Origin of the sequence: Streptomyces sp. NBC_00236, assembly GCF_036195045.1 — a bacterium.
Classification (GTDB): Bacteria; Actinomycetota; Actinomycetes; order Streptomycetales; family Streptomycetaceae; genus Streptomyces.
On the sequence record NZ_CP108100.1, the window covers coordinates 137,782 to 162,666 of the forward strand.

22 protein-coding genes are annotated in these 24,885 nt (G+C 71.5%); 6 read left to right on the plus strand and 16 right to left on the minus strand.

Going from position 1 to position 24,885, the window contains the following annotated elements; all coding sequences use genetic code 11:
• Positions 1 to 537: 537 nt before the first annotated feature.
• The 7 genes from OG446_RS00665 to OG446_RS00695 all read right to left on the minus strand — a co-directional run bounded on the left by OG446_RS00665 (position 538) and on the right by OG446_RS00695 (position 5,971).
• Positions 538 to 1,038 (minus strand): hypothetical protein, encoded by a 501-nt coding sequence (locus OG446_RS00665; RefSeq protein ID WP_018524499.1) that lies wholly within the window; start codon positions 1,036 to 1,038, stop codon positions 538 to 540.
• An 84-nt stretch (positions 1,039 to 1,122) separates the two neighbouring features.
• On the minus strand, positions 1,123 to 1,530 hold the full coding sequence (locus OG446_RS00670; protein WP_328892122.1) for an ACT domain-containing protein: 408 nt from the start codon (positions 1,528 to 1,530) through the stop codon (positions 1,123 to 1,125).
• 101 nt (positions 1,531 to 1,631) lie between these two features.
• On the minus strand, positions 1,632 to 1,874 hold the full coding sequence (locus OG446_RS00675) for a DUF397 domain-containing protein (protein ID WP_328892123.1): 243 nt from the start codon (positions 1,872 to 1,874) through the stop codon (positions 1,632 to 1,634).
• 106 nt (positions 1,875 to 1,980) lie between these two features.
• A complete protein-coding gene (locus tag OG446_RS00680; RefSeq protein ID WP_328892124.1) occupies positions 1,981 to 3,147 on the minus strand; it encodes a thiolase domain-containing protein in 1,167 nt (388 codons plus the stop codon).
• Positions 3,140 to 4,192: a thiolase domain-containing protein gene (locus OG446_RS00685; protein WP_328892125.1), complete on the minus strand. Its 1,053-nt coding sequence runs from the start codon at positions 4,190 to 4,192 to the stop codon at positions 3,140 to 3,142. Before OG446_RS00685 ends, OG446_RS00680 begins: the two co-directional genes overlap by 8 nt.
• Positions 4,193 to 5,134, minus strand: a complete 942-nt coding sequence (locus OG446_RS00690) for a Zn-ribbon domain-containing OB-fold protein (RefSeq protein WP_328892126.1) — start codon at positions 5,132 to 5,134, stop codon at positions 4,193 to 4,195.
• 36 nt (positions 5,135 to 5,170) lie between these two features.
• Positions 5,171 to 5,971 (minus strand): crotonase/enoyl-CoA hydratase family protein, encoded by an 801-nt coding sequence (locus OG446_RS00695; RefSeq protein WP_328892127.1) that lies wholly within the window; start codon positions 5,969 to 5,971, stop codon positions 5,171 to 5,173.
• 330 nt (positions 5,972 to 6,301) lie between these two features.
• On the opposite strand from OG446_RS00695, the gene OG446_RS00700 reads away from it, so the two are divergent.
• The 3 genes from OG446_RS00700 to OG446_RS00710 all read left to right on the plus strand — a co-directional run bounded on the left by OG446_RS00700 (position 6,302) and on the right by OG446_RS00710 (position 10,245).
• Entirely contained in the window at positions 6,302 to 7,930 is a 1,629-nt protein-coding gene (locus OG446_RS00700) for an acyl-CoA synthetase (RefSeq protein WP_328892128.1), read from the plus strand.
• Between the two features lie 141 nt (positions 7,931 to 8,071).
• Positions 8,072 to 9,148, plus strand: a complete 1,077-nt coding sequence (locus OG446_RS00705; protein ID WP_328892129.1) for a right-handed parallel beta-helix repeat-containing protein — start codon at positions 8,072 to 8,074, stop codon at positions 9,146 to 9,148.
• Positions 9,149 to 9,183: 35 nt separating this feature from the next.
• Positions 9,184 to 10,245 (plus strand): methyltransferase, encoded by a 1,062-nt coding sequence (locus tag OG446_RS00710; protein WP_328892130.1) that lies wholly within the window; start codon positions 9,184 to 9,186, stop codon positions 10,243 to 10,245.
• Between the two features lie 65 nt (positions 10,246 to 10,310).
• Here the strand turns inward: OG446_RS00710 and OG446_RS00715 are convergent, their stop codons facing one another.
• The 7 genes from OG446_RS00715 to OG446_RS00745 form a co-directional block, all read right to left on the minus strand.
• Positions 10,311 to 10,643 carry a TcmI family type II polyketide cyclase gene (locus OG446_RS00715; protein WP_148018250.1) on the minus strand — a complete coding sequence of 111 codons (333 nt, stop codon included), beginning with the start codon at positions 10,641 to 10,643 and terminating at the stop codon, positions 10,311 to 10,313.
• A 79-nt stretch (positions 10,644 to 10,722) separates the two neighbouring features.
• A complete protein-coding gene (locus OG446_RS00720; RefSeq protein ID WP_328892131.1) occupies positions 10,723 to 11,202 on the minus strand; it encodes an SRPBCC family protein in 480 nt (159 codons plus the stop codon).
• A gap of 1 nt (position 11,203) precedes the next feature.
• Positions 11,204 to 11,461: an acyl carrier protein gene (locus tag OG446_RS00725; protein WP_328892132.1), complete on the minus strand. Its 258-nt coding sequence runs from the start codon at positions 11,459 to 11,461 to the stop codon at positions 11,204 to 11,206.
• A gap of 36 nt (positions 11,462 to 11,497) precedes the next feature.
• Complete coding sequence (locus tag OG446_RS00730; protein WP_328892133.1) at positions 11,498 to 12,739, minus strand: beta-ketoacyl synthase N-terminal-like domain-containing protein; 1,242 nt, start codon at positions 12,737 to 12,739, stop codon at positions 11,498 to 11,500.
• A complete protein-coding gene (locus OG446_RS00735) occupies positions 12,736 to 14,004 on the minus strand; it encodes a beta-ketoacyl-[acyl-carrier-protein] synthase family protein (protein ID WP_328892134.1) in 1,269 nt (422 codons plus the stop codon). The genes OG446_RS00730 and OG446_RS00735 overlap by 4 nt, the downstream gene beginning before the upstream one ends.
• The gene (locus tag OG446_RS00740) at positions 14,001 to 14,435 is read right to left on the minus strand and encodes a cupin domain-containing protein (protein ID WP_148018245.1); all 435 of its coding nucleotides are present in this window, start codon (positions 14,433 to 14,435) and stop codon (positions 14,001 to 14,003) included. Before OG446_RS00740 ends, OG446_RS00735 begins: the two co-directional genes overlap by 4 nt.
• Positions 14,436 to 14,511: 76 nt before the next feature.
• Entirely contained in the window at positions 14,512 to 15,633 is a 1,122-nt protein-coding gene (locus OG446_RS00745) for a SchA/CurD-like domain-containing protein (RefSeq protein ID WP_328892135.1), read from the minus strand.
• A 262-nt stretch (positions 15,634 to 15,895) separates the two neighbouring features.
• Between OG446_RS00745 and OG446_RS00750 the strand changes: the two genes are divergently transcribed.
• Positions 15,896 to 17,530, plus strand: a complete 1,635-nt coding sequence (locus OG446_RS00750) for an FAD-dependent oxidoreductase (protein WP_328892136.1) — start codon at positions 15,896 to 15,898, stop codon at positions 17,528 to 17,530.
• A 15-nt stretch (positions 17,531 to 17,545) separates the two neighbouring features.
• Here the strand turns inward: OG446_RS00750 and OG446_RS00755 are convergent, their stop codons facing one another.
• The gene (locus OG446_RS00755; protein ID WP_328892137.1) at positions 17,546 to 19,069 is read right to left on the minus strand and encodes an alpha/beta fold hydrolase; all 1,524 of its coding nucleotides are present in this window, start codon (positions 19,067 to 19,069) and stop codon (positions 17,546 to 17,548) included.
• Positions 19,070 to 19,248: 179 nt separating this feature from the next.
• On the opposite strand from OG446_RS00755, the gene paaK reads away from it, so the two are divergent.
• Positions 19,249 to 20,544 (plus strand): phenylacetate--CoA ligase PaaK, encoded by a 1,296-nt coding sequence (gene paaK, locus OG446_RS00760; RefSeq protein ID WP_328898163.1) that lies wholly within the window; start codon positions 19,249 to 19,251, stop codon positions 20,542 to 20,544.
• A 142-nt stretch (positions 20,545 to 20,686) separates the two neighbouring features.
• Here the strand turns inward: paaK and OG446_RS00765 are convergent, their stop codons facing one another.
• Complete coding sequence (locus tag OG446_RS00765) at positions 20,687 to 22,186, minus strand: acyl-CoA synthetase (protein WP_328892138.1); 1,500 nt, start codon at positions 22,184 to 22,186, stop codon at positions 20,687 to 20,689.
• Positions 22,187 to 22,335: 149 nt separating this feature from the next.
• On the opposite strand from OG446_RS00765, the gene OG446_RS00770 reads away from it, so the two are divergent.
• Complete coding sequence (locus OG446_RS00770; RefSeq protein ID WP_328892139.1) at positions 22,336 to 24,747, plus strand: penicillin acylase family protein; 2,412 nt, start codon at positions 22,336 to 22,338, stop codon at positions 24,745 to 24,747.
• The last annotated feature ends 138 nt before the right edge of the window (positions 24,748 to 24,885 follow it).

Here is a 24,885-nt window from a genome sequence, read left to right on the forward strand (position 1 = left end):
GCCTGTCGTTCAGCACGCTCCGATTCATCGGAGGTACCGGAGGCGGCTGCCGTTCCGGAGAGAGCAGGAACTCCCCAAGCCAGAGCCCCTGTTACACCGAGGGCCGTCTTCACAGTGGTACGTCGTGTCATCCCGGAGGTCATGCCGAACGACGCTAGAGGTCCGATGACTCACCCGGCAAGACGCATGACAAAGCGGCCTCTTGGACAGAGGCCGCGTGTACTTGGACGGAAATGGCGCGGCCGGACGGCTGCCGGGGCGGGTTGGGGTCGATCGGATCAGGCCGGCCCCCGCAAGCCCGGCATGATCCGAACGAGAGGTCCTAAGGCGTGTTGCGGAAGGAGCGCCGTCCGCCCGGAGGGCGGGCTCGGCGGCGTCCGGTGCGTGCGGTCGCAAGGCGGAGGGTCGCCCCGATACTGGTGGTACCGGGGTGATCCCGACAACGCGGCGAGCAAGGGGCCTCCCCTGCTCGAGCGAAGCCGAGAGCTCGGGGAAGTGCCAGGCGTCGCCCAGCAGACGGGACTTCCGAAACCCGCCCTAGCCCTGCTGGAAGAGCTCGGCGGGCAGCGGCTTCAGGAGGGTGTACAGATCGTCGGTGATCGGCCGGTCCCAGCTGGCGATGGTGACGAGGACACCGTCACTGCGGTCGAACTGCACGCAGGAGATGCGGCTCTCGGAGAGCTTCACCCGGCGGACGATCAGCAGGTTGTCGCCCTGCATCACGGGCATGTCCTCGGTGGCGGTGACCTCGACCGGCTCGTCGTTCTCCAGTGCGAGCAGCAGCTGGGCGACCTCGAAGGGGACCTGGCCCTCCTCCGTCTCGCGGGCGGGCGATCCCTCCGGGAGGTTGCCGATGATCATCGCGGGGCCGCGGCCGCCGAACAGGTCGTAGCGCAGGAACACGCCCTGACAGCTGCCGTCGGGAGCGGGCAGCAGGCCGGCGCCGAGGTTTCCGGGCCAGTCGCCCGGGTCCATGGCCAGGACGTCGAAGTCGGGGCCCGCGGGTGTGGCGGCGCTACGGCGGCGGAGGAAGGACATGCAGACATGTTACGTGTCCGGGGCCGCCTCGCCGAGCCGGGCCCGGGCAGGCCTGTGCCGTCCCGGCCCCCGGCAACACCCCGGTCACCCCGTGCCCGACTCCGAGGCCAGGGCCTCCAGCACGGCGACGGCCTCGGCGGACCGCTCGTACGGGACGAAGAGGTGGTCGTGGTGGAACCCGGCCACCACGTTGCAGCTGATTCCCGCGTCGGTCAGGGCGAGCGAGACGGCGGCGGTCAGCCCGACGGCCTCCAGGGCCGAGTGCACACGGAGAGTGATCCAGCCTGCCACGTAGGAGTACGGCAGCCCCGCCGCCACGGCTTCGGCTTCGGGGAGCACCAGCGTGAGCCCTTCGGCCTCACCGACCGTGACGACGGGGGCGGCACCGTCGGGTACCCGTCCGTCGGGCGCGGTCGCGTAGACGTAGCGCCCCGGGTGCAGCTGCGGGCGCAGGTCGCTCAGCAGGACGCGAAGATCACTCTCACCGGTCACAGCCACCACGCTACCCAAGGTGCGCGCCCCGCGGCTCGTGAGGTCGTGGGGCCGGGGCCCCACGACCGGTCCGGGAGGCCCAGGCCCTCCTCAGGGGCGGGTCACCGCGGGTCGAACCCGCCGTGCCGGGCGTTCACGACGAAGGTGCGCCATCCCGCGGGAGTGAAGACCAGCGGCGGGCTGCCGGTGCGATCGGCGTTGCGCATCGCGATGAATCCCTCGACGAAGGCGATCTGGACGTCTCCGATGCCCTGACTGCCGGAATGCCACCGGGCGTTGCTGAGGTCGAGGTCCGGCTTGTCCCAGCGGTCGAAGTGCTGCTGGGGCGTCGTCCTGGGTGCCACGTCGGCTCCTCCCGCTCGTCCTTGCGGCCGGAACAGAGCCTAGCCACCGCGGGCGTTCCCGAACAGGCCGCGGTGTGCGGTGGGCGGCCTGCCCGGGACGGCCGGGTCAGCCCGTGGGTGGCTCGGCGCCGACGAGCCACATGGAGAAGAACTGCGCCCCGCCGCCGTAGGCGTGGCCGAGCGCACGGCGGGCTCCGTCCACCTGGTGCTCCCCCGCCTGCCCCCGCACCTGGAGTGCGGCCTCGGCGAAGCGGATCATTCCGGAGGCGCCGATGGGATTCGTGGAGAGCACGCCGCCCGAGGGGTTCACGGGCAGGTCCCCGTCGAGCTCGGTGACTCCGGCCTCGGTGAGCTTCCAGCCCTCGCCCTCGGCCGCGAAGCCGAGGTTCTCCAGCCACATCGGTTCGTACCAGGAGAAGGGGACGTACATCTCGACGGCGTCGATCTCGCGACGCGGGTCGCTGATGCCTGCCTGCCGGTACACGTCGGCGGCGCAGTCCTTCCCGGCCTGCGGCGAGACGAAGTCCTTGCCTGCGAAAAGGGTCGGTTCGCTGCGCATCGCACCGCCGTGCACCCAGGCGGGCGGGTGCGGTGAACGCTCGGCGCCCGCGCGGTCGGTGAGGATCATCGCGCAGGCCCCGTCGGAGGACGGGCAGGTCTCCGAGTAGCGGATGGGGTCCCAGAGCATCGGCGCCGCCTGGACCTTCTCCAGGGTGATGTCCGCGTCGTGGATGTGCGCGTACGGGTTCTTCAGCGCGTTGCGCCGGTCCTTGTACGCGACGAGCGAGCCGACGGTGTCCGGCGCCCCGGTCCGGCGCATGTAGGCCCGCACATGCGGGGCGAAGAAGCCGCCCGCGCCGGCCAGCAGGGGCTGCTGGAACGGGATGGGGAGCGAGAGGCCCCACATGGCGTTGGACTCCGACTGCTTCTCGAAGGCGAGGGTGAGGACGGTGCGGTGCACACGGGCCGCGACGAGGTTCGCGGCGACGAGTGCGGTCGAGCCGCCGACCGAGCCCGCGGTGTGGACCCGGAGCATCGGTTTGCCGACCGCGCCGAGGGCGTCGGCGAGGTAGAGCTCCGGCATCATCACGCCCTCGAAGAAGTCGGGGGCCTTGCCGATGACGACGGCGTCGATGTCCGCCCAGGTCAGCCCGGCGTCCTGGAGGGCGGCCACGGCGGCTTCGCGGACGAGACCGGCGAGGGAGACGTCGTGGCGGGCGGCGACGTGTTTGGTCTGGCCGACGCCCACGACGGCCACGGGCTCCTTAGGCATGAGCACTCTCCCCTTCGAGAACGGCGACCAGGTTCTGCTGGAGGCAGGGCCCGGACGTGGCATGGGCGAGCGCCCGGTCGGACTCGCCGCGGTGGATACGGGCGGCGGCCTCACCGAGGCGGATCAGCCCGGCTGCCATCACCGGATTGGCGGCCAGCGCGCCGCCGGACGGGTTGACCCTGACCTCGTCGCCCAGGCCGAGCGCCTTGCGCAGCACCACTTCCTGGGAGCTGAACGGGGCGTGCAACTCGGCGGTGTCGACGGGTCGTTCGAAGACCCCGGCCCGTTCGGCGGCGAGCCGGGTCGACGGAGACTCGGTGAGCTCGCGCACTCCGAGGCCGTGGGCCTCGATGCGGTGGTCGATGCCGCGGATCCAGGCGGGCCTGGCGCACAGGGCTCGCGCGGTGTCCCCCGCGGCGAGGATCACGGCGGCGGCGCCGTCGCCGATGGGCGGGCAGTCGCCGGTCCGCAGCGGCTGAACGAGGTAGTCACCGGCCGGGACCGGCCCGCTGAGCTGCGCGTGCGGGTTGTCCGAGGCGTCCGCGCGGCTGCGGGCGGCGACGGCCGCGAGCGCGGTCTCGTCCGTGTCGCCCGCGTCGATCAGCGCCTGCGCCTGGAGCGCGGCGAGTGCGACGGAGTCGGGCCACAGCGGGGCGGTGTAGTACGGGTCGAGCTGACGGGTGAGGACGTCCCGAACCTGGCCGGGCGAGGACTTCCCGTACGCGTAGACGAGCGCGGTGTCCGCCTCGCCCGTCTGGATCTTCACCCAGGCCTCGTACAGGGCCCAGGCGCCGTCCATCTCGACATGGGACTCGGAGATCGGCGGGTGCGCCCCCACCCCGTCCAGCGCCATGGTGAAGGAGAAGGCGCGGCCGGCGAGGTAGTCGCTGGAGCCGGAGCAGGTGAATCCGATGTCACTCGTCCTGAGGCCCGTCGCGTCGAGGACCTGGTGCAGGACGGGCATCAGCATCTCGACTTCGGACAGTTCGTCGGTGCGGCGCAGATGGTCGGTCTGCGCGAAGGCGACGATCGCTACGTCTCGCATCTAGACCAGCTCCTTGTACGCGTCGTAGTCGGCGTCGGGCTCACCGGTCGGCCGGTAGTGGTCGGGGTGGCGGTTTCCCTCGGACCAGACGGGTTCGACCCGCAGTCCCATCCGCACCTGGTCGTACGGGATGCCTCCGATCCGGGCGTGCAGGGCGAGGTCGGCGCCGTCGAGGGCGATGTGGGCGTAGACGTAGGGGACCTCGATGTCGAGGTTCTTCGCCTTGATGTTGACGACGCAGAAGGTGGTGACCGTGCCGCGCGGTCCGACCTCGACCTGTTCGTCGGTGGCGACCCCGCAGGTGGGGCAGGCGCCTCGCGGCGGGACGTACACCTTGCGGCAGGACGGGCAGCGTTCCCCGACGACGCGCCGGCTCGCGAGCGCTTCGAGGTAGGCGCTCTGCGCGCGGCCCGGCGAGTAGGTGTAGTCGAGGCGGGCGGGGGTGACGATGCCGGTGACCGGGTCCGCGAACTCGCCGTCGTGCGGGGCGGATCCGCCGGGCTCACCTTCGTACGGCTCGAAGCAGGCGATGTCCGTGATGGCGCCGGTGCGGGTTCCGGCCCAGCGGACGCGGACGCGCATACCGGTGTGGACGGCGTCGGGTCCGGGTGCGTCCAGGACGTGCAGGAGCGCGGTGTCGGCGCCGTCGAGGCGGACGAGCACCCAGGCGAAGGGGGTGTCGAGCGGCTGATCGCGGCGGGGGGCCGGGTTCCAGGCCCAGGTGGTGACGGTTCCGGTGGCCGCGACCTCGACCAGGTCCCGGATCTCCTCGGCGGTGACGGGGTCGTACTCGACGGGCGGGACCAGGACCTTGCCGTCGCCGGTCCGGACGCCGAGCACGGTGCGTTCGCGCAGTCCGGTGAGGAAGGCGCTCTGGACCGGGCCGAGGGAGCGGGTGAAGGGGAATTCGACCACCAGTGGTGCGCTGAGGACTTCGGGCACGGTTGCCTCCTTGGGTTGGGGCGGGTGTCTCGTCGGTCAGGCCCGCCGGTACACGGGCGGGCGCTTCTCGGCGAAGGCGCGGGCGCCCTCCTTGGCGTCGGCGGTGGCGAAGACGGGCCAGCCGCGCTTGAGTTCGGCAGCGAGGCCGTCGCTCTCGGTCATCTCCGCCGTCTCGTACACCGAGGCCTTGACCTCCTCGACGGCGAGCGGGCCGCAGGCGTTGATCTGCTCGGCGACGGCGAGGGCCGCCTCCAGGGCGGTGCCGTCGGGAACGACCCGGCCGATCAGTCCGATCCGGGCCGCTTCGTCCGCCGAGTAGGGGCGGCCGGTGAGCAGCATTTCGAGCGCGTGGGTGCGGGCGATCTGGCGCGGCAGCCGCACGGTGGAACCACCGATGGGGAAGAGGCCGCGGCGGACCTCGAAGAGTCCGAACGTGGCGCTCTCACCGGCGATGCGGATGTCGGTGCCTTGCAGGATCTCGGTGCCGCCGGCCACGCAGTGGCCCTCGACGGCGGCGATGACCGGCTTCCGGGGGCGGTGGTGGCGCAGCATGGCCTTCCAGTGCAGATCGGGGTCGGCCGTCATCCGGTCCCGGTACTGCTCGCCCTCCATTCCCTTGCCGGCGAGTGCCTTCAGGTCCATGCCGGCGCAGAAGCAGCCGCCGGCTCCGGTGAGGACGACGGAGCGGACCTCCTCGTCCTCGTCCGCGGCCAGCCAGCCGTCGTACAGGCCGACCAGCATCGGCAGCGAGAGTGCGTTCTTGCTCTCGGGCCGGTTCAAGGTGAGCACCAGTGTGGCGCCTTCGCGCTGCACGGTGAGGTGTTCCGTTCCGCCCATGGTCTGTCTCCCGTCTCAAGGCCAGTGCCGCGTCAGCCGAGGTTCGCCCCGTCGCGACGCCATGCACGCACTCTCGCCGCACCGGCCGAAAGCCCGGGTACGTCCAGTACGAGGGCTTCCGGCCGGGGCGCCGAGAGCACGCACCTGACGCCGCTCCTTACCGGGCGAACCTCGGCTGACGCGGCACTGGAACAGGTTGCAGTAAGCGGGGAGGCAGTTCAATAGTTTTCTGACAGTCAGTCAGATTTCTTCCCGGACCCCCTTCCCACTTGTGCCGGTCGGCGCTCTAATGACCGCCGGGCCACTCAGCAACCGGGGTCAGGAGGAACGGTGGAGTACAACCTTGCCGACCTGTTCGAATCGGTCGTCGACGCTGTCCCGGAACGCGAGGCGCTCGTCTACCTCGACCATCCCGGAACAGGTGCGGAACGCAGGCTCACGTACGCGGAGCTCGACACCGCGGCCAACCGCATCGCCCATCACCTCATCGAGGCGGGCATCGGCCCCGGCGAGCATCTCGGGCTGCACCTCTACAACGGCATCGAGTACCTCCAGACCGTGCTGGCCTGCATGAAGGCACGCATCGTCCCCGTCAACGTCAACTACCGCTACGTGGAGGAGGAGCTGGTCTACCTCTACCGTGACGCGGATCTGGCGGCGCTCGTCTTCGACGCGGAGTTCGACGAGCGCGTCGCCGCCGCCGCCCCGCAGGCACCGAGGCTGCGCCATCTGGTGCGGGTGGGCGCGTCGGCGGACGGCACGCCCGGGCCCGACGCGGTGGCGTTCGCGGCGGCGGAGGCGGCCGGGGAGGCGGGGCGCGGCTTCCCGGCCCGCTCGGCCGACGACCAGTTCATCATCTACACGGGGGGCACCACGGGCATGCCCAAGGGGGTGATGTGGCGCCAGGAGGACCTGTTCTTCTCCGGCCTGGGCGGCGGCGCCCCGACGGGCGACCCGGTGAAGACCCCCGAGGAGCTGGCCGAGCGGGTGGCGGCCGGCGGGGAGGGCATCACCTTCTTCCCCACTCCCCCGCTGATGCACGGCACCTCGACACTCACCGCGTTCATCGGCTTCAACTTCGGACAGCGGGTCGTCGTCCATCGCAAGTACGTGCCGCACGAGGTGCTCCGCACCATCGAGAAGGAGAAGGTCACGAGCGTGTCGCTGGTGGGCGACGCGATGCTGCGGCCGCTGATCGACGCCCTGAAGGGACCGCTGAAGGGCACCGACTGTTCGGCGCTGTTCTCCGTCTCCAGCTCAGGCGCGATCATGTCCGACTCGGTACGGGCGGAGTTCCAGGCACTGGTCCCCCACGTGATGCTGCTCAACAACTTCGGATCCTCCGAGTCCGGTTTCAACGGCACCGCGACCGCCGACTCCGGCCCGGAGAACGGCTTCCGGCTCCGGGTCAACGCCCGTACCGCGGTCGTCGACCCGGCGACGTACGAACCGGTGGTGCCGGGCGAGGCGGGGCGGATCGCCCAGCGCGGTCACGTACCGCTCGGCTACTACAACGACCCGGGCAAGACCGCCGAGACGTTCTTCCGCAAGGGTGACGAGCGGTGGGTCCTGCTCGGCGACATGGCGACGGTCGACGCCGAGGGCATCGTGACCGTGCTCGGCCGGGGTTCGCAGTGCATCAACACCGGGGGCGAGAAGGTGTATCCGGAGGAGGTCGAGCAGGCTCTCAAGTCCCATCCGGACGTGTACGACGCGCTGGTCGCGGGCGCCCCCGACGAGCGGTGGGGCAACCGGGTCGCGGCCGTGGTGCAGCTGCGCGAGGGCGCCGAGGCCCCCTCGCTCGACGACGTACAGGCGCACTGCCGCACCCGGCTGGCCGGCTACAAGATCCCGCGCCACCTGGTCATCGCCCCGCAGATCCAGCGCTCCCCCAGCGGCAAGGCCGACTACCGGTGGGCCCGCACGGTCGTCGCACCTCGCCCGGCCACCGACCGATAGGCGGCGAATCACCCGAGTGCCCGGCCCCGCGTCCACGACGGACGCGGGGCCTTCGCCACGACGTAAGCCATTCGGGCACGGCCCGTGAGCAACCGGGCACCCTGCGTGGCATCGGGGGGTGATCGCCCATAGCTTCGGCTCATGAGGAAACGACACATCACCAGCCTCGTGAGCATCGCCGCCGCCTCGGCCGCCGGACTGGGCGTCCTCGCCCCGTCCGGCCCGGCCGCCGCCGCGGGCGGCCACGTGGTGCGTCCGGGCGAGTCCATCCAGGCAGCGGTGGACGCCGCGCAGCCCGGTGACACCATCGTCGTCCGGCCCGGCACCTACCGGGAGAGCGTGCTGATCACCACCCCCGGACTGACCCTGCGCGGCTCCGGGGACCGTACCGTCATCAAGCCCGGCGCAAGCGCGGCCCGGACCGAGAACGCCTGCGCCAAGGCCGGCAACGGGATCTGCGTCCTGGGCACGGCACAGAACACCGTGGACGACGTGTCCATCAGGTCCCTGACCGTGTCCGGCTTCACCAGGAGCGGTATCTGGGCGTCCTGGACGGACCGGCTGGAGGTCCGTTCGGTGACCGCGGCGTCCAACGGCGTCTGGGGCATCGCGCAGCAGCGGTCCACCCGCTCCGACCTCCGGCACAACACCGCCCGCTCCAACGGGGACGCCGGCATCTTCGTCGCCAACAGCGTCGACGAGGAGGGCGGCGCCACCGACACCGGCGGGACCCGGGTCCGGGGCAACACCCTCACCGACAACCGGATCGGGTTCACCGCCCGCCGCGTGCGGAACCTGATGGTGAACGGCAACACCTTCACCGCCAACTGCAGCGGTGTGTTCGTCGTGGGCGACGAGGGAACGCCGCAGGCCGGCGCCATGACCATCCGGTCGAACCGGATCACCGGCAACAACAAGTTCTGCGCCGCCACCGACCGGCTGCCGGCGATCCAGGGCTCCGGGATCGTCCTCACCGGGACCGAGTCCACCGAGGTGCGGTCCAACGTGATCCGCGACAACGTGGGCGCCACCCCGCTCTCGGGCGGCGTCGTGCTGTTCAAGAGCTTCGTGGGAGCGAAGAACACCGACAACACCATCAGCGACAACACGGTCCTGGGCAACCAGCCGGCGGACCTGGCCGACCAGGACACCGCCGGCACGGGCAACCGATTCACCGGCAATCGCTGCACCACCTCCGCACCGGCCGGAATGTGCTGACCGGTGTCCCCCCGCACGAGGAGAAGCGAGACGGTATGACCACCGTGAGCACCACCCCCACCACCACTCCCGTCCAGCCGGTTCCCACCCCGCAGCCGGCCATGCGGCTGCGCGAGATCGTGTTCGGCGCGGCCCGCTCAGCGGCCGTGCGCGCCGCGGCGCGACTGCGTGTCGCGGACGCGCTGGGTGAGAAGCCGGCCACCGCGGACGAGCTCGCCGCCGTGGTGAAGACCGAACCGGGGCCGCTGCGAAGGCTGCTGCGTGCCCTGTCCTGCTACGGCATCTTCGCCGAGAACGCCGACGGCACCTTCGCCCACACCGACATGTCACGGCTCCTGCGCGAGGACGACCCGCACAGCCTGCGGGACATCTCGCTGTGGTGCACGGAGCCGTGGACGTGGGAGGTCTGGCCCCGGCTGGACGACGCGGTGCGCTCCGGCGGCAACGTCTTCGAGGACGTGTTCGGCAAGGAGTTCTTCGACTACCTCCACCAGGACGCCCACGAGTCGGCCCAGGTGTTCAACCGGGCGATGACGACGTCCAGCGTGCAGTCCGCGCTGGACGTCGCCGCTCTGCTCGACCTCTCCGGGGTGTCGGTCGTCGCCGACATCGGCGGCGGCCAGGGGCATGTGCTGGCGAGCCTGCTGGAGAAGCACCCCTCGGTCAGCGGCACCCTGATGGACCTGCCGGGTGTGATCGCACGGGCCGACGAGCGGCTGCGGGACGGCGGTTCGCTCGCGGGCCGGGCGTCCATCGTGGCCGGTGACTGCCGCGAGGGCATTCCGGTGGCGGCCGATCTCTACATCATCAAGAACATCCTGGAGTGGGACGACGACAGCACCCGTCGGGCGCTGCGCGCCGTCATCGCGGCGGCCCGTCCCGGGGCCCGGGTCGTCGTCATCGAGAACCTCGTCGACGACACCCCGTCGATGCGGTTCACCACCGCCATGGACCTGCTGCTGCTCCTGAACGTCGGCGGTGCCAAGCACACCCGGCAGAGCCTGGTCGACCGGCTGTCCGACGCCGGACTGGCCGTCGGCGAGATCCGGCCGGTCAACCCGTACCTCCACGCGTTCGAGTGCGTGGTCCCCGGCTGACGCGTCCGCACATGACGGGGCCCCGGGCCCGGCCGCAAGGCCGGGCCCGGGGCCCCGTCATGCCGTCAGGCCGTGGAGTCGCGCTCCCAGCGGTAGAACTCCTGCGCCATCGCGTCCTTCGGTCCCCGCCAGGTCTGCGGGTCGTAGGGGCTGACGAAGGCGGTGAGCCGGTCGCTGATGTCCTTGAACGCCGGATGACCCGTCACCTTGGCGATCTCCGGGCCCGGCGGGCGCTCGGACTCGATCAGGTGCAGATAGACGTCGCCGAACTGGAACAGCTTGCGCCGGGTGACGCCCACCAGGTGCGGCAGCTCACTGCTGTCGGAGGCGGCGAACAGCTCGGCGATGTCCGGCGCCGATTCCGGTGCCATCCGGGCGACGATCAGAGCGTGGTGCATCAGGTGGTGCCTTTCTGGTACCCGGTCCGGGGCCCGGCCGGGAAGGCCGGGCGGGCGGACGCCGTCGGCGGACGGTGTGTCAGTTGGCCGGGACGGCGGCCGTACGGCGCTCGCGGTCGCGCTGCTCGATCTTGTCCCGGATGAGTTCCATCTGGACACGGGAGTTGCGGTTGATGTTGTCGGTCATCCACGCGTCGTCGACCGGGGCGTCGGGGCGCATGGCGAAGTCCTGCGTCCACCGCATCCGCGTGCCGCCGGGAGCCTCGGCGTACTCCCAGTGGATGTCCATGTGCTGGAACGGGCCGGGCTCGACGCGGCGGGCACGGACGGTGCGTCCGAGGCGGTCCGTGGTGCGCTCGGAGACCCAGCTCCACACCTTGTCGTTCTCGTCGGGGTGCATGGTCAGACGGAAGGTGGTCCGCTCACCGTCGCGCTCGATGACCTCGACCGAGGCGTACTCGCTGAACAGCTGGGGCCAGTTCTCCAGGTCGTTCGTCATGTCCCAGACGAGGTCCAGGGGGGCGGCGATGATGATCTCGTTCTCGGTGTGTCCGGACACTTCAGGCTCCTGTCATGAGGCTGTTGTTGACGAGGTCGAGGAACTCGCGGGGGGTCTTGCAGCGGTCGGCGTCGGCCGGCAGCGGCTGCCCGTGCCGGTTCTCCAGTACGCCGACGATGCCGAGGAGGCCCAGCGAGTCGAGGCCGAACTCGTCGAAGGCCGCGGCGGACCGGTTCTCCATCTCCCGGGGGTCGACGGTCAGTCCGGCGCCCTTCTTCATCAGGGACGCGAGCTCTTCGTACGTCAGTCGGTCGGTCATGAGGGCTTCTCCTTCTCACGGGGGGTGTCGGTGGGTTCACACGGGGCGCCGGAGCACCATCGCCGCGTTGGAGCCCATGAGGCCGCGGCTGAGCACGAGGGCCGTGCGCAGCTCGGCGGGGCGGGCCTTGCCCATGACGACGTCGAGGTCGTGGCACACCTCGAAGACGTTCGGCGTGGGCGGGATCAGTCCGTTCTCCATGGCGAGGACGGCGGCGGCCGCGTCCAGGACGGGGGCTCCGCAGTAGGCCCGTCCGATACCCGTCTTGGGTGCCGTCACCGGGACGCGGCGGCCGTGCGCGCCGAGCGCGTCGGCCAGCGCCAGCGCCTCGGCCCGGTCGGCCGCCGGGACTCCGAGCGCGTCCGCGAAGACCACGTCGATCTCCTCGGGGGCGCAGCCGGCCTCGCGCAGGGCGCCCTCGATGGCGTGGGCGAGGCCCTCGCGGGACTCCTCCCAGCGCATCGCGGTGGTGAACGTGGCCGCGTGACCGGCGATCTCGGCCCGGACCCGCGCGCCGCGCTCCCGGGCCGCCGTCTCCTCCTCGACCACGAACATCGCCCCACCCTCGGCGGGCACGAATCCGCAGGCGTCCGAGGTGAACGGCCGGTAGGCCCGCGTCGGCTCCTCGGCGGCGCTGAGGTCCCGGTAGCCGAGCTGGCAGACGACGGAGTAGGGCGCGAGCGGGGCCTCCGCCGCGCCGACCACCACCGCGTCGGTGCCGCGCCGGACGGACCGGTCGGCGTGCGCCAGCGCGTCGAGGCCGCCGGCCTCGTCGCTGGCCACCACCGCGCACGGCCCCTTGAAGCCGCCGCGGATGGAGATCTGGCCGGTGCTGGCCGCGTAGAACCAGGCGATCGACTGGTAGGGGCCGACGTACTTGGAACCCTGGCCCCACAGCCGCTGCAGCTCGCGCTGGCCGAACTCGCCGCCGCCCGAACCGGCGGCGGTGACCACGCCCACGCTGTACGGCGCGTCCTCGTAGTCGGCGCGGCCCAGCCTGGCGTCGTCCAGTGCCATGTCGGCCGCGGCCATCGCGAAGTGCGTGAACCGGTCGGTCTGCACGAGGTAGCGCTCCTCGATCAGCGAGACCGGGTCGAAGCCCCGGACCTCGCCGGCCACATGGAGGGGCAGCTCCTCGCACCCTTCCCGGGTGACCCGGTCCAGGACGCTCATGCCTTCCTGCGTCCGCTTCCAGAAGGCCTCGGTGGTCGTGCCGTTGGGGGCGACGACGCCGATACCGGTGACTACGGTCTGCCTGGCCTGCCGGGCCTTGCTCATGGTGTCCTCCCACCGCTTCTGGTCAGGGCCACCGCGGACTGGAATCCGCCGAATCCGCTGCCGACCGACAGGACGCTGCGCAGTTTCAGGGGACGTGCGGTGCGGGGCACGTAGTCGAGGTCGCACTCGGGGTCCGGGGACTCGTAGTTCGCCGTCGGCGGCACGGTCTGGTGGACCAGGGCGAGTACGCACGCGGCGATCTCTATCGCGCCGATCGCCCCGAGCGAGTGACCCACCATCGACTTGATGGAACTCATCGGTACGTCATGGGCGTGTGCGCCGAGCGCCCGCTTCACGGCAGCGGTCTCGTGCCGGTCGTTCTGCTTGGTGCCCGAGCCGTGCGCGTTGACGTAGTCGATGTCCGCGGCGGCGATGCCGGCGTGCCCGAGTGCCCGGTTGATGGCCTCGGCCATCTCCAGGCCCTCCGGGGTCAGCCCGGTCATGTGGTACGCGTTGCCGAAGGTCGCGTAGCCCGCGATCTCGCAGTACACCGTCGCGCCGCGGGCGCGTGCGTGCTCCAGTTCCTCCAGGACGAGTACGGCTCCGCCCTCACCCATCACGAAGCCGTCGCGGCGGGAGTCGAAGGGCCGGGACGCGTGTTCCGGGTCCTCGTTGTTGGCCGAGGTCGCCTTGATCGCGTCGAAGCACGCCACCGTGATGGGGGTGATCGGGGAGTCCGACGCCCCGGCGATGCACACGTCGACGCGGCCCTCCTCGATGGAGTGGAAGGCGTAGCCGATCGCGTCCAGGCCGGAGGTGCAGCCGGTGGAGACGGTCTGCACCGGGCCGTGCGCGCCGACCTGTTCGGCGACCGCCGCGGCCAGCGAACTGGGTGAGAACGCGCGCTCCAGATGGGGCCCGGCCGGGCGGTGGTCGACGTCCCAGCGTGCTCCGCTGCCGCTGACGGCGACGTAGTCGTGCTCCAGCCGGGTGGTGCCGCCGACCGCGGTGCCGAGCGAGACGCCCATGCGCCACGGGTCGGTCCGCTCCGGGTCGAGGCCCGCGTCGGCGAGGGCCTCGCGGGCGGCCACCATCGCGAACTGCACGTAGCGGTCCGCCCGGGCGACCTCCTCCTCGTCCAGTCCGTGGGCCGCCGGGTCGAAGTCGCACTCGGCGGCGATCCGGGACCGGAAGCCGGCCGGGTCGAAGAGGGTGATGCCCCGGGTCGCGGTGCGGCCGTTGGAGAGGAGGTCCCAGAAGGCCGGGGTGCCGATGCCGCCCGGGGCGACGACGCCGACGCCGGTGACGGCCACACGCCGGGTCATGAGGCGGCCTCGGTTCGTTCTGGCGGCGCGCCCCGGTCGGCCGGCTCGGTGACCTCGGTGTCGACGTGGCCGAGTTCCGGGCGGGGCGCGAGCGGGCCGAGGTGGAAGACCATGCGCGCCTCGACGTCACCGACGTTGCGGAAGCGGTGGCGTACGTTCAGGGGGATCAGCAGTCCCTGGTCCGGCCTCATCGCGTACGGCTCACCGTCCAGGTCCACTTCGAGCAGCCCGTCCACGACGTAGACGAACTCCTCGGAGTACGGGTGGTAGTGCTCCGCGATGCGGTCGCCGGGCTGAATGATGGCCAGCCCCATGAAGCCGCTGGTGGCGCCCACGGCCGTCGGGGTGAGAAGGGCGCGCAGGTCACCCCCGCGCCTGGTGTTGGGCTGGGTCTCACTGAGGTCCACGATGCGTGGCCGGTGCATGGTCATGACTGCTTTCCTCCTGGCGCATGGCGCGTTGTGTCGACGGGTTGAGCGAGAACCCCCCAGAGTGCTGCTGCGCGGCTCAGGACTCCGCGGCCCGCCGGTCGGTGATCAGCGTCATCCCGGACCGGGCCAGGAAGCGTGCGGCGTCCTCGTCGCTCGCCGGCACGGCGTTCGCCTCGCCGTCGAGGAGGCGGGCGAGCCGGGCGGCCTTGCCGGGGCCGTGGATGCCGAGGGCCTTGGCGGGCTGTGCGTCGAGCGGACCGTCCACCTCCAGCAGACGGACCACGATGTCGTCGCGCTGGAAGATCGTGCTGCTCTCGATGGGGCTGCCGGTGTTGTCGGCCTCCTCCTCGTCGTGCTCGGCCAGGAGGCGGGCCAGCGCCATTCCGCAGCCCTCCTTGGCCTGGTAGAACAGCGCGTGGCGCTTGCGCTCCCCGGCTGCGTGGCGGCCTGTCGTCACGTGGTGGACGGTGGGCAGGGCCGCCCGGGTGAAGAACATCCTCGCGGAGTCGGGGTCGGCCAGATCGCGGTCCTGCTCCAGGTACGGGTTGATGGCCTCCTCGACGGCCCGGACCTCGGGCTGCCGGGAGACGTGGCGCAGGGCCGCGAGGAGGTCGCCCTCGACCTCGACCGCGCGCACCACCCGGTTGCCGTGCATGAACAGCGAGGTGCGGCGCAGCCGGGTGTGCTCGTCGACCCGGGCCTGCGGGGAGTCGTAGTCGGCGAGGATCTTCGCGACGATCTCCTCGGTGCCCGGCTTGACGGTGAAGGTCAGCGCATGGCGCACCACCCCGTCCCCGAGACGGGGCGCGGCCTGAAGACCGCCCTTGACGGGCTCGAAGCTCTCCTCGAAGGCCGCTCCGGTCTCGCGCAGGACGCTGAAGCGCAGCGAGCGGGTGTCGCGCACGCAGCTGTGCAGGGGCTGGACCGTGGCGACGTGGTCCTCGCTGTTGACCCAGGCGAGGAAGGGCGGCGCGCTCTCCCACTCGCTGGTGATGAGCCACTGCGACGGGTTCTCGATGGACTGGCACAGCTGGTCACTGATGTGGCCGGGGATGGAGGCGACCTGGTTGCGCATGTGCTCGTACGCCTCCAGGAACTGCTTCTGGGCGCCGTCGTGCAGGTCAAGCAGCAGGATGACCCGCAGCCTTGATCCGTCGAAGGCGGACTGGGAGGTCCGTTCCGAGAGCGTGGTGGTCATCTTGAGAACTCCTTCGAGACGAGGCGAGCCGGCCGGGCCGGTGGGAACCGTCGAGTGGGGGGTCGGAGCGGGGAATCTCCCGGCGGATGCGCACGGTCCGCCCGGACCGTGGGCGACGTCTCCGTGACCGATCGTGAAACGCTGGTCCGCCTGACGCGAGATTTATGAACCGTTCAGGTGAGCGGGCGTCCGAACCGCTCCGACAAGGCTCCGACAAGGGCATGGACACTGCATCTGTACGGCGTCCGAGCAGGAGCAACACATGAACGAGAACGTCGACGTCCAAGTACCGGTCCTCATCGTGGGCGGCTCCCTGGTGGGCCTTTCCGCGTCCCTCTTCCTCGGCCGGCTCGGCGTCGAGCACCTGCTGGTCGAGAAGCACGCCGCCACTTCGACACACCCGCGGGGCCGCGGCAACAACGTCCGCACGATGGAGATCTTCCGCAAGGCGGGAGTGGAGCCGCAGATCCGTGCGGCGGCGTCCGTCCTGGCGGAGAACCACGGCATTCTGCAAGCCGGTTCACTGACCGGTGACGACCAGGAGTGGCTGTTCAAGGAAATCGACCCGGGTGGCGCACTGGCCCGTTTCAGCCCGAGCGGCTGGTGCCTGTGCAGCCAGAACGACCTGGAGCCGGTGCTCCTGGACCGGGCCCGGGAGCAGGGCGGCGATCTGCGCTTCTCCACCGAGCTGCTCTCGTTCGACCCGGACGCGACGGGCGTCGGGGCGGTCCTGAAGAACCGGGAGACGGGCGAGCACACCACCGTGCGGGCGGACTACCTGATCGCGGCCGACGGCCCGCGCAGCCCGGTCCGGGAGCAGTTGCGCATCGGCCGTTCGGGTGCCGGTGACCTGTTCCACAACGTGAGCATCACCTTCCGGTCCCGGCAGCTCGCCGAGGTGCTGGGCGACCGGCGCTTCATCGTGTGCTACCTGACCAACCCTGAGGCGGACGGAGCGCTGCTGCCCGTGGACAACGAGCAGGAGTGGGTGTTCCACGCGCCGTGGCAGCCGGACCGGGGCGAGACGCTGGAGGACTTCACGGACGAGCGGTGCGTGGCCCACATCCGCAAGGCGGTCGGGGCGCCGGACATCGACGTCGAGATCACCGGCAAGGCGCCGTGGCACGCCGCGGAGCGGGTGGCCGACCGCTACTCACGGGGCCGCGTCTTCCTGGCCGGCGACTCGGCGCACGAGATGTCGCCCACCGGGGCGTTCGGCTCCAACACGGGCATCCAGGACGCACACAACCTGGCGTGGAAGCTCGCGGCCGTGCTGCGCGACGAGGCGGGTCCTGGCCTGCTGGACACGTACGAGGCGGAGCGGCGGCCGGTGGCCCGGGCGACGAGCGAGCGGGCCTCGGCCCGTTCGGGTGAGCACAGCCATCCGGGGTACGCGGCTCCGCCGACCGTGGGTGGCGGGAAGCGCGGCGGGATGCTGAACGTGGCGCTGGGCTACCGCTATGTGGACGGCGCGGTGCTGGGCATCGGACCGGAGTGGCCCGTGGTGCCCGAGGGCGTACAGCTGGCGGGTGAACCGGGCAGCAGGGCACCGCACCTGTGGGTCCGCCGGGCCGGTGAGCGAATCTCCACGCTGGATCTGTACGAGCGGTCGTTCGTGCTGCTGACCGATGCGGCGGACGTGGCGTGGCGCCGTGCGGCCGCGCGGGTCGGCGAACGGCTGGGGGTGCGGCTCGACGCGTTCGGGATCGGCACGGGCCCGGGCGGGGACCTGGAGCCGGAGGAGGGTGCCGACTGGGCCGAGGCGCACGGGACGAGCGCCGAGGGCGCCGTGGTGGTGCGCCCCGACGGGTTCGTCGCCTGGCGCGCGGAGTCGGGTGTCGAGGACGCCGACGCGGCGCTGCACGAGGTCATGGTGGCGCTGCTGCGCCGGGACTGACGCGGCTGAACGGGCTCAGCCCACACCGAACGACCGGAGGGCCGCAAGGAATTCCTCCGGTCGTTCGGTGTGCACGAGGTGGCCCGCGTCGATGGTGACGTGCTGCGCGCCGGGAATCAGCCGGGCCATCCGGGCGATGTCCTGCTGGTCGATCCGGCTCCTGGGGCCACCGCCGATGACGAGGGTGGGGGCGGTGATCTGGCCGAGGAGTTCACGGCCTGCCGGATCCGGGTCGCCCAGCTGGGCGTCGATGGAGGGCACCAGCGGCCAGTCGAAGTCCAGCTGCCCGTCGGGGCGTTCGGCGACTGCTCGGGGCGTTTCGAGCGGGAAGGGCGGCGGCGCCTCCTCGATGACGAGGCGGCCGATGAGTCCGGGCTGCCGTTCGGCGAGCAGATACGCCGCGGCGCCGCCCATGGAGTGTCCGACGACCGTGGCACCGGCGAGGTTGCGTACTTCCAGGAAGGCGTGCAGGTCGTCGCGGAACAGCTCGAAGGAGTAGCGGCCTGGCCAGTCGCTGAGTCCGTGGCCGCGGAAGTCGAAGGCGTACACCCGGTGCCGGGCGGCGAGCCGTTCGGCGACGGTGGTCCAGGTGTTGCTGGAACCGCACCGTCCGTGGACGAGGACGACGGGAGGTGCGGACGGGTCGCCCCACACGCGGTGGGCGAGCCGGACCCCGCCGGCCTGGACGCTGTGCACGTCCGGGTCCAGGAAGGCGGTGACGGTCCGGACGAAGGCGCCCGGGTCGTCGAGCCAGGGGAAGTGACCGGCGCCGCGCTGCACGGCGAACTCCGATTCCGGGAAGAGTGCGGCCAGTTCGGCGGCGCGGTCGGGCGTGGTCACGCCGTCGTACGCGCCTGCGAGGACGAGCACGGGGCAAGGAAGGGTCCGCAGCGCGGCGACCGTCGCGGCCGGGTCGAACGCCCCTTGCCCGTAATAGGCCTGCGCCGCCTCGGAGTTGATCTGCCGCGCGGACAGATCCGCATGAGCCTGTGCGGCCGCGTCCCAGCGCCCGTAGAGGAACGGCCTGGCCGCTGCGCGCAGCTCGTCCGTCATGCGTCCTGCCCAGATCTCCTCCAGAGCCGGGAGCGCCTGCCCGTACCAGGGTTCGGCGCTGCGCAGCGCGGCGGCCTCCCGGGCCTCGCGCTCGACGAACGGAAAGCCGACCGCCCTGGTGGTGGGCGCGACGAGGATCAGGCTCCGCACCGCCTGCGGGTACCGTGCCGCGTAGAGCGCGGCGAGGTCCCCGGCCGCCGAGTGGGCGAGCAGGTCGGCACCGTCGATCCCCAGGTGCCGGCGCAACGCCTCGATATCCTCGACGAGCCGGTCGCACCGGTAGGTGGAGATGTCGTCCGGTACGGCGGAGTCCCCCGTGCCGCGCAGATCGAGGACGACCAACTGCCGTACGGCGGAGAGCCCGCCGAGGTCCCCGAGGTAGGCGCCGGCTCTCATCGCACCGCCCGGCAGGCAGATCAGCGGCTCGCCCTCCCCCATGACGTGATAGGCGAGCTCGGTCCCGTCGTACGTGCGGAAGGTCGGCATGGACCCATCCAAACAGGGCCGACCGGGTGATGCAGCCGTGTTCGGTAGGGGCGTATCGGTGGCACGTTCCGGATACGCCGCGCCTCTTGCCACACCGGGGAAGATCCTGAATTACTGCTCCCGGAAGGAACGACCGAATGATCGGTCGTCTGCACGGCGCACGGACGAGGGAGATCGGCATGGCGGTTCTGCTGGACGCTGCGGAACGGATGAGCAGCGAGGAGCTGGCGTCTCTGCAGCTGGAGCGGCTGCGGGCCACCCTGCATCATGCGTACGACCGGGTCGGTCACTACCGGCGGGCGTTCGACCGGGCGGGGCTGCATCCGGACGACTGCCGCTCGCTGGCCGATCTGGCCCGGTTCCCCTTCACCACCAAGGCCGATCTGCGCGACAACTACCCGTTCGGGATGTTCGCGGTACCCGAGGAGCAGGTGCGGCGGATCCACGCCTCCAGTGGCACGACCGGCCGCCCGACGGTCGTCGGCTACACGGACAAGGACCTGGACACCTGGGCCGACGTGGTGGCCCGCTCGATCAGGGCGGCCGGCGGACGCCCCGGGCACAAGGTCCATGTCGCGTACGGGTACGGGCTGTTCACCGGCGGGCTGGGCGCGCACTACGGCGCGGAGCGGCTCGGCTGCACGGTCATTCCGGCCTCGGGCGGCATGACGGCCCGGCAGGTCCAGCTGATCCAGGACTTCCGGCCCGAGATCATCATGGTGACGCCGTCCTACATGCTGACGCTCCTGGACGAGTTCGAGCGACAGGGCGTCGACCCACGGACGACGTCGCTGAAGGTGGGGATCTTCGGCGCCGAGCCGTGGACTCAGGAGATGCGCCGCGAGATCGAGGAGCGGTTCGCGATCGACGCCGTCGACATCTACGGGCTGTCCGAGGTGATGGGTCCGGGGGTGGCGCAGGAGTGCGTGGAGACGAAGGACGGGCTGCACATCTGGGAGGACCACTTCTATCCGGAGGTGGTCGACCCGTTCACCGGCGAGGTGCTGCCCGAAGGGGCGGAGGGCGAGCTGGTGTTCACCTCGCTCACCAAGGAGGCCATGCCGGTGATCCGCTACCGGACCCGCGACCTGACGAGGCTGCTGCCCGGCACGGCCCGGGTCTTCCGGCGCATGGAGAAGGTCACCGGGCGCAGCGACGATCTGGTGATCCTGCGCGGGGTGAACCTCTTCCCGACGCAGATCGAGGAGATCGTGCTCCGTACACCGGGGGTCTCGCCGCATTTCCAGCTGCGGCTGACCCGGGAGGGGCGGCTGGACGTGCTGACGGTACGGGCCGAGGCCCGGGCCGGAGCGACACCGGAGCAGCGGGAGGCGGCCGCCGCTTCGGTCGCGGCGGCCGTCAAGGACGGGATCGGCGTATCGGTCGGGGTCGAGATCCTCGATCCGGAGACGCTGGAGAGGTCCGTCGGCAAGTTCAGAAGGATCGTGGACGAGCGGGAGCAGCGGGGCAGTTGACGTCGGGGCCCAACAGCCGCCCCGCGTCTGGTCACGGCGCTCCGCCCGCGCCCGGGCGCGGCCGTCCCGGAGACCAGGGACGCCACCGACAGCTTCTCCATGTCGGGGTCGCCCTCGTCCGTCGGTAGCCGCCCTCTTCGACTCAGGCGAAGCGGTCGCGGAGCTCGCGCTTGAGGATCTTTCCGCTGGCGTTGCGCGGGAGAGCGTCCACGAACACGACCCTCTTCGGGGCCTTGAAGTGGGCGAGCTTCTCGCGGGCGTGGTCGATCAGTTCGGCCTCGGTGGCCTCCCCGCGCAGCACCACCACGGCGGTGACGGCTTCGATCCAGCGCTCGTCGGGCAGTCCGACGACGGCCGCCTCGGCGACGGCGGGGTGGGTGTAGAGCGCGTCCTCGACCTGGCGGGAGGCGACGAGGACGCCGCCGGAGTTGATGACGTCCTTCACCCGGTCGACGACGGTGAAGTAGCCCTCCGCGTCACGGACGGCGAGGTCGCCGGAGTGGAACCAGCCGTCGCGGAACGCCTCGGCACTCTCCTCGGGCTTGTCCCAGTAGCCGCTGCACAGCTGGGGCGAGCGGTAGACCACCTCGCCCGCGGTGCCGTCGGGAACGTCCTTGCCGTTCTCGTCGACGACCTTCGCCTCGACGAAGAGGACGGGCCGGCCGCAGGAGTCCATCCGGCCCTCGTGCTCGTCCGGTCCCAGGACGGTGGCGAGGGGGCCGATCTCGCTCTGGCCGAAGCAGTTGTAGAAGGCGAGCTCCGGAAGGCGTGCGCGCAGGCGTTCCAGTACCGGGACGGGCATGATCGAAGCCCCGTAGTACGCCTTGCGCAGACCGCCGAGGTCGCGGACCGCGAAGTCCGGGTGGTTGGCAAGACCGATCCAGACGGTGGGCGGGGCGAAGAGACTGTCGGCCTGCCCCGACTCGACGAGGCCGAAGATCCGGGCCGCGTCCGGGGCGTCGAGAATCGTGTTCTCGGCGCCGACCGCGAGGTAGGGCAGCAGGAACACGTGCATCTGCGCCGAGTGGTAGAGCGGCAGGGCGTGCACGGGCCGGTCGGCGGCGCGCAGATCGAGGGCGGTGACGGCACTGACGTACTCGTGGACGAGGGCGCCGTGCGTCATCATCGCGCCCTTGGGCAGGGCGGTGGTGCCGGACGTGTACAGCAGCTGCACGAGGTCGTCCGCCGACGGTTCGTGCGCGGACGTGAAGGGGCGCGGAGTGCCGAGTTCGGCCAGGAGCGAGCCGGGGGCGTCGCGCAGCGGCCGTACGGCATGCCCCGGCGGGACACGGCCGGCGAGGTCGGGGTCGGTGAGGACCAGCGAGCTGCCTGACTGGCTCAGGATGTACGCGAGGTCCTCGCCCGTGAGGTTCTGGTTGACCGGCACATGGACGAGTCCGGCGCGGGCGCAGGCGAGGTACGCGATCAGGTACGCGTCGGAGTTGTGGGCGTAGGAGGCGACCCGGTCCCCCGGGTGCAGTCCGTGGCCGTCCATGAGGACGGCGGCCGCGGTGCTGACCGCCTCGTCGAGCCCGCGGTAGGTCCAGGCCCGGTCGGCGTACCGCAGGGCGGTCCGCTCGGGGGTGCGCCGTGCGCTGCGGGTCACGACGCCGTCGACTGTGCTGCTGCGTACACCGGTCATGGCGTGATCCTGTGCGGCCGGGGCCGCGGGGTCAAGGTCTGGATACCGACCGGGATGTTGACAGACGTACAGGCGTGCTGGCTGAGTGGCCCATGACATCTCGAACTCCTGAGTAACCGTCTCTCGCACCCGCAGAGTTGGGAGGAACGTTGCCCCTCCGGAACCGTCTGAGGATTCTCGCCGTATCCGGTCTCGCGCTGTTCACCGTGTCGGCGTCCCTGCCGCCGGCCTCGGCGCACACCACCCGCACTCACCATCCGTCGGGCGGCGGGCTGACCGCCGTGATCCGCTACACCGAGTACGGCATTCCGCACATCGTGGCGAAGGACTACGCGAATCTGGGCTTCGGCAACGGCTGGGCGCAGGCCGCCGACCAGGTGTGCACGCTCGCCGACGGCTTCGTCACGCTGCGCGGGGAGCGGTCCCGGTACTTCGGTCAGGACGCGGCGCCGGACGGCTCGCTGTCCTCGGCGGCGAAGAACCTGTCCAGCGACCTGTACTTCCGCGGGGTACGCGACAGCCGCACCGTGGAGAAGCTGCTGAAGGTGCCCGCCCCGGCCGGACCGAGCCGTGCGACGAAGGAACTCCAGCGCGGCTGGGCAGCCGGCTACAACGCCTGGCTGGCGCAGAACCGGATCACCGACCCTGCCTGCCGGGGCGCCCGCTGGGTGCGCCCGGTGACCACGCTCGATGTCGCGGAGCGGGCCTTCGCGCTCTCCGTGCTCGGCGGCCAGGGCCGCGGCATCGACGGCATCACGGCCGCGCAGCCGCCCGCCGCCGCCCCGGCGCCCGCTCCCCCGGCGCCCGGCGAGGCGGCGGACGCGGCGGCGCGGCTGCTGTCGACGCAGAACGCGGACATGGGGTCCAACGCCGTCGCGTTCCGCGGCAGTACGACGGCGAACGGGCGCGGGCTGCTGCTCGGCAACCCGCACTATCCCTGGCAGGGCGGGCGGCGGTTCTGGCAGTCCCAGCAGACCATCCCGGGTGAGCTGAATGTGGCGGGCGGTTCGCTGCTGGGTTCCGCGACGATGTCCATCGGGCACAACGCGCACGTCGCGTGGAGCCACACGGTGGCCACGGGCGTCACGCTCAACCTGCATCAGCTGGCCCTCGATCCGGCCGATCCGACCGCGTACCTGGTGGACGGGAAGCCGCAGCGGATGACGAAGCGCACGGTCTCCGTCGCGGTCGAGGGCGGCGGGTCGGTGACGCGCACCCAGTGGTGGACCCGGTACGGCCCCGTCGTCACCTCGCTCGGTGCGGGTCTGCCGCTGCCCTGGACGCAGACGGCCGCGTACGCGCTGGGCGACCCGAACGCGGTGAACCTGCGCTCCGGAGACACCGCGCTCGGGTTCAGCAAGGCCCGCAGCACGGCCGGGATCAAGGAGGCGCTGCGACGTACGCAGGGGCTGCCGTGGGTCAACACGATCGCGGCCGACTCCGCCGGGCACACGCTCTTCTCGCAGTCGCAGGTGCTGCCGAGGATCACGGACGAGCTCGTGCAGCGCTGTTCGGCGCCGCTGGGCAGGGCCACGTATCCGACGTCGGGACTCGCGGTGCTCGACGGCTCGCGGAGCGACTGCGTACCGGGGTCGGATCCGGACGCGGTGCAGCCCGGCATCTTCGGCCCGGGCCGGATGCCCACCGTGGAGAACGCGCCGTACGTCGAGAACTCCAACGACAGCGCCTGGCTGACGAACGCCGACGCCCCGCTGACCGGGTACGAACGCATCTTCGGGAACGTGGGCACACCGCGCTCCATGCGGACGCGGGGCGCCGTCGAGGACGTCTCGGCGATGGCGGAGCAGGGCCGGCTGACCGTCGCCGATCTGCAGCGCCAGCAGTTCGCGAACCGGGCGCCGGCCGGTGACCTGGCCGCATCCGGTCTGGCACGCGCCTGCGAGACGCTGCCCGGTGGCACGACTCCCGGGAGCACGGGCACACCGGTCGACGTCTCGGCGGCCTGCCCGGTGCTGCGCGCCTGGGACCGGACGGTCGACACGGGGAGCCGGGGCGCGTTGCTCTTCGACCGGTTCTGGCGCCGGGCGGTGGCCGTGCCGGCGTCCGACCTGTGGAAGGTGCCGTTCTCCCCGGCCGACCCGGTCGGCACGCCGAACACGCTCAACACCTCGGCACCGCCTGTCCTCGCAGCCCTCGCCGACGCGGTGACCGAGCTGAGGGGTGCGGGCATCGCCCTGGACGCACCGCTGGGCGAGCACCAGTCCGTACTGCGGGGTGAACGGCGTATCCCGATCGGCGGCGGGACGGAGGCCCTGGGGATCTGGAACAAGACGGAGGGTGTGTGGGACGCGGCGGCCGGCGGGTACACGGACATCTCGACCGGTTCCAGCTACATCCAGGCGGTCGGCTGGGACGGCGGTCCCTGTCCGGTGGCGCGCACCCTGCTCACCTACGCGCAGTCGTCGAACCCGGCGTCGCCGCACTACAGCGATCAGACCGAGCTGTACTCGGGTGAGCGCTGGGTGACGTCGCGGTTCTGCGAGGAGGACATCGCGCGTTCACCCGCCCTGAAGGTGGTGCGGGTGCACGAGCACCGCTGAGACCCGGTGGCCCGCGATCGGCCCCTGCCCGTTGACCGGTCGGGGGCTGATCGCGAGGAAGACGAACGCGACGAAGACGGACAGGTGCACGCCGCCCCCGGAGCAGCGGCCGGTGCCCGCTCGCAGGGAGGGACGCCC